General features: G+C 33.0%; 2 protein-coding genes. One reads left to right on the forward strand and one right to left on the reverse strand.

Going from position 1 to position 3,883, the window contains the following annotated elements; translation table 11 throughout:
- The first annotated feature begins 110 nt into the window (after positions 1-110).
- Positions 111-479 carry a GNAT family N-acetyltransferase gene (locus tag Q0976_RS23825; protein WP_299497341.1) on the forward strand — a complete coding sequence of 123 codons (369 nt, stop codon included), beginning with the start codon at positions 111-113 and terminating at the stop codon, positions 477-479.
- A 193-nt stretch (positions 480-672) separates the two neighbouring features.
- Here the strand turns inward: Q0976_RS23825 and Q0976_RS23830 are convergent, their stop codons facing one another.
- Positions 673-3,582, reverse strand: a complete 2,910-nt coding sequence (locus Q0976_RS23830; protein ID WP_299497342.1) for a hypothetical protein — start codon at positions 3,580-3,582, stop codon at positions 673-675.
- Between the last annotated feature and the right edge of the window lie 301 nt (positions 3,583-3,883).

Genomic DNA, 3,883 nt, shown 5'->3' on the forward strand with positions numbered 1-3,883 from the left:
TATTTTTCCAGCTCAACCGCAGACATGTAGGTTAAAAATAGTCAGGTCATGATTTAATAAATGCTGAACGTTGAATTCGGGTGAAAGTCTTATTATGTTACTGATTAATAATGGCTGGCTCTAACCTCGTTATCATTAAAAGTTATCAAGATAATGGCTATGGCTTGTATGCTGTGGTGTTGAAGCAGACAAATCAAGTCGTGGGAATGTCTGGTTTGGTTCGTCGTGAGGGGTTACCTCACACAGATATTGGTTTTGGCTTTTTGCCTGAGTTTATGGGAAAAGGTTATGCCTATGAAGCGTCAAAAGCGGTAATGGATTATGCGCAAAATGTGCTCGAGCTTAATCCTATTTTAGCCATTACCGTTAAAGACAATGTACGCTCAATCTCATTATTGAATAAATTAGGGTTAGTGCATAGCAATCTTATCGATTGGGAGGGTGAAGAAATTTTACTATTGAGCACGGCTTCATTATAGTTGGCTTTTATTCGTGAGTAAGATAGCAAAGATAGGTAGATTGTTATTTTACTCCTGTTTCTTGTTTAAAGTTGAAGTGTTAGACTTGCTGGAGTGTGCTGAGATAATAAAAATCAGCTAAAATTCTGGTCAATCAAAATTGACCAGAATTTTAGCTAGTACATCTTAGCGTTTCATTGAGCATCTATTAAACCTATTTATTTTCAGATTGTTCGATAGCTTGATAAGTTCTATTGATATTATAAATAAAGCCTTCTTTTGGCTCATTCATAGAGTCAAATTGATCTAAAAGATGTGGATTATTTTTAAAGTCAATGGATTTGCATAATTCATATATCATTTTTCCTTGTGGATTATTCCTCATAAAATATTCGGTATAATTAGCAGAGTAGTCAGCATTAATTTTAGTCATATCCATTTTTTTACCGTATCGCATTAGATAATCATTTTGGAAGTCAGTTTCATGTTCCAAGCAATAATGTTTGGATTGATTTACAATATCAAAGCATAATGCTTCATTATCTTTTGTTTTTATCTCCGTAATGACATTTCGAAAAATATCGGAGTGAATACTTGTATTATCTATTTTAAATGTAATATGTCCATTTTTAGTACTAGAGATAGTAAATTTATTTTCGACACCTTGTTTAGCACACTCCTTTAATGCGATAAATGACTCCATTGAACTTTTATTTTCATTAGGATGTAGTATATTTTGCAAGGCATTTAATGCTTTATTCTTGGATTCTGGTGTGAAAAGATCTTGAAATTGCTCATAGAGTTTAATGTGAGTTACCGTATTCGTTATCTGATATTCAATATACTCGTCTAGCGTCATGTTTTGACTCTTGGGTTCTGCTGGCCAAAGCAGTTTTTCTCCTGCGATGAGGTTTTCTAAGACTTTACTTCCATCTGATGAGTGGTATTTAGCAGTATTTAATGCTAAGGCTTTTAATTGTGAGATATCTTTACCCGCCTTAATCGCTTCGCTTAATTCTAGCTGAATGGTCATTATGGCAGCAGCTTCTTTAGCCTCTTGTTTTTTTGCTTCAACGGATAATTCTATCATGTTGTAGCTCTGAGTGATGATCCTTTCTAGATCTAAATTTCCATTTATATTAGAGCCTATATTTTTCATTTGTCTCAGTATGGGGGACGATTCAAGTTTATCTGTTGAATAAGAGGCGACTTCATTGTTGAGTCTATCGGATATTTTAAGGAAGGATTTCTTTAAAAATAACAGTTGGTCTTTATTTTCAAGGGGAGATTCTTTTAATTTTGAAACTAATGCTAATATATCTGTTTTACTGTCTGTTAAAGGGGGTAATTCAGAGGCCTGTATTAACGACATGACAAGTTCCCAAGAAGGGACAATACCTTCATAGCTTTTTTTCAATTTTGATGGGCTACTCACCCCATTCATAGTGACTTGTTTTGCACCTCTAACCGTATCTCGGCTAAAGTAATCTAACATGCTATTATTCGTATCCACTCTACCGCCACCTTGCAAAGACACTCCAGTTTCATTGACTCTGGTTAAGTCATTAAAAGCGTGTCCAAAATCAATTCTTGCTACTCTGCCATCATTGGTGACAAACATATTGCCAGGATTGATGTCATGGTCGCCGATAAAGGCTGATAACACTATGTTATTAGTTAAATCTTGTTTCAGTGTTTCCTGATCTTTTATATTGAAGGTTTCTTCATCATTGCCATTAAAAGAGATTTTGACATGATTATTATAGAGACTGGTACGTTGAAATCCTCGGTTTTCACTTGTCGCATAATCATCGATATCTCCATGGCCTTTGAGGTATTTAGAGGTTAAATCCAGAGTCTGCGTTTCAGGGTTATTCACTAAACATAACTCAGGAGATAGCCGAGAGTCGACACCGGACATATTCGTAATCATTTTAGTAAACAAATGACCAGATACAAACTCAGCAATGTTATCTAAGCTACCACTTTTAGTCGGTTTATATTGATATTTTTCTCCATCAACTCCTTTTACAGTGTAACTTCCAGACTTACCACCATTAGAAAATGATTTTTCAGTCATATTAAAATATGAAAATGATTTTTCAATATTTAGACCAGATTTTATTTCGTCGCATGATATATTATGCTCTAGTTTAAATTTTAATGTTTCAAATTTTATTTTATTTAATAAGTCAAGGCCTTTATTTCCAAGTAACTTGCAACCATCACTTCTGATATTCTTGGCATTTTCCATATGGTTTATTAGGGCGTCCATTTTATTAGCTATAAAAGATGCATTTTGATTGGGTTGTTTAATCATATTGAAATATGACTGACAATCACTTCTAAATTGTGCTCGTTGCTCTTTGTCATGAGAAAAGGGAATAGGTGCTTTAGTATTGACTTCATTTCTGTTAATGGTATCTGTGTAGCTAGAGATTGATGTTAATTTAAATGAGGGTAATTGATTTGACTCTGGATTAAGTGTGAATTTGGATATGTGTTCTTTTATTGACTTAAGTGTTGTTATGCTGTTTTGAATCGGACTGTTTTTTTGAAGAGTATTATTATATAAATTTGCAAATTGACTGTCTATGAATTCGTCTTTATTAAGTGTCTCATTGCTAAATATTTTTTGTAATAGCTCAAAGGTAACAACATGTTCTTCCCAGAAAAACTCAGCTTCATTTTCATTATGAACGAGGTTATTATAGTGACTAATAATACTTTTACCATTCACTGTTATATCTTCAAAATCAAATGTTTCATTTGATATCTCATCACCATTGATTTTGATTGATAAGCTCATTCCACCTTCGATATCATTGTTTTTTGATACATCAAATGAGAACCTATCTTTATAGGCTTCTCCACAACAATTTTTTAAATTATCTAAACACGTTAATTTCTTTTCTATTTCACCGAGTTCGCCCGTTCCTTTATGAACAATATCATAGAGGTTTTTAAGTGCAAACTCTTTACTTCCTCCATTAAAGAAATCTTTGATTTTGTCCCATGTAGTTAATGCAGTTGCTTTCTCTTTACTTTCATTGATTAAGCTATTTATTCGAGTAGAGCTTAATGCTAGGCTAGAAACTCCATTATTATATGAAAAATTAACCATATTCATCGGACCTTATAATTGAATTGAGTAATATTTATACTTTTATTTGTCTTATCTTATACTTTCGTTGCTGGTTGGCTTCTGTTTTTTATAAAAACTATCAAATTAATAAATATTTACCTTTGATTTTAATTTGTTATTAATTAATTAATTGATTGGTTTGGTGATTGTTTTGGAAGGCTGACTGAGACAGCCATGATTAATGGCATTTTCTAAACCATCTAACTAAGCTTTATGAACTAGTAGATGTTGGAGGTTGCTATGCCACGTCCAAGAAGAACCCTGATTAGTCTCGAAGACA

The organism is uncultured Shewanella sp., from assembly GCF_947501665.1.
Classification (GTDB): domain Bacteria; phylum Pseudomonadota; class Gammaproteobacteria; order Enterobacterales; family Shewanellaceae; genus Shewanella.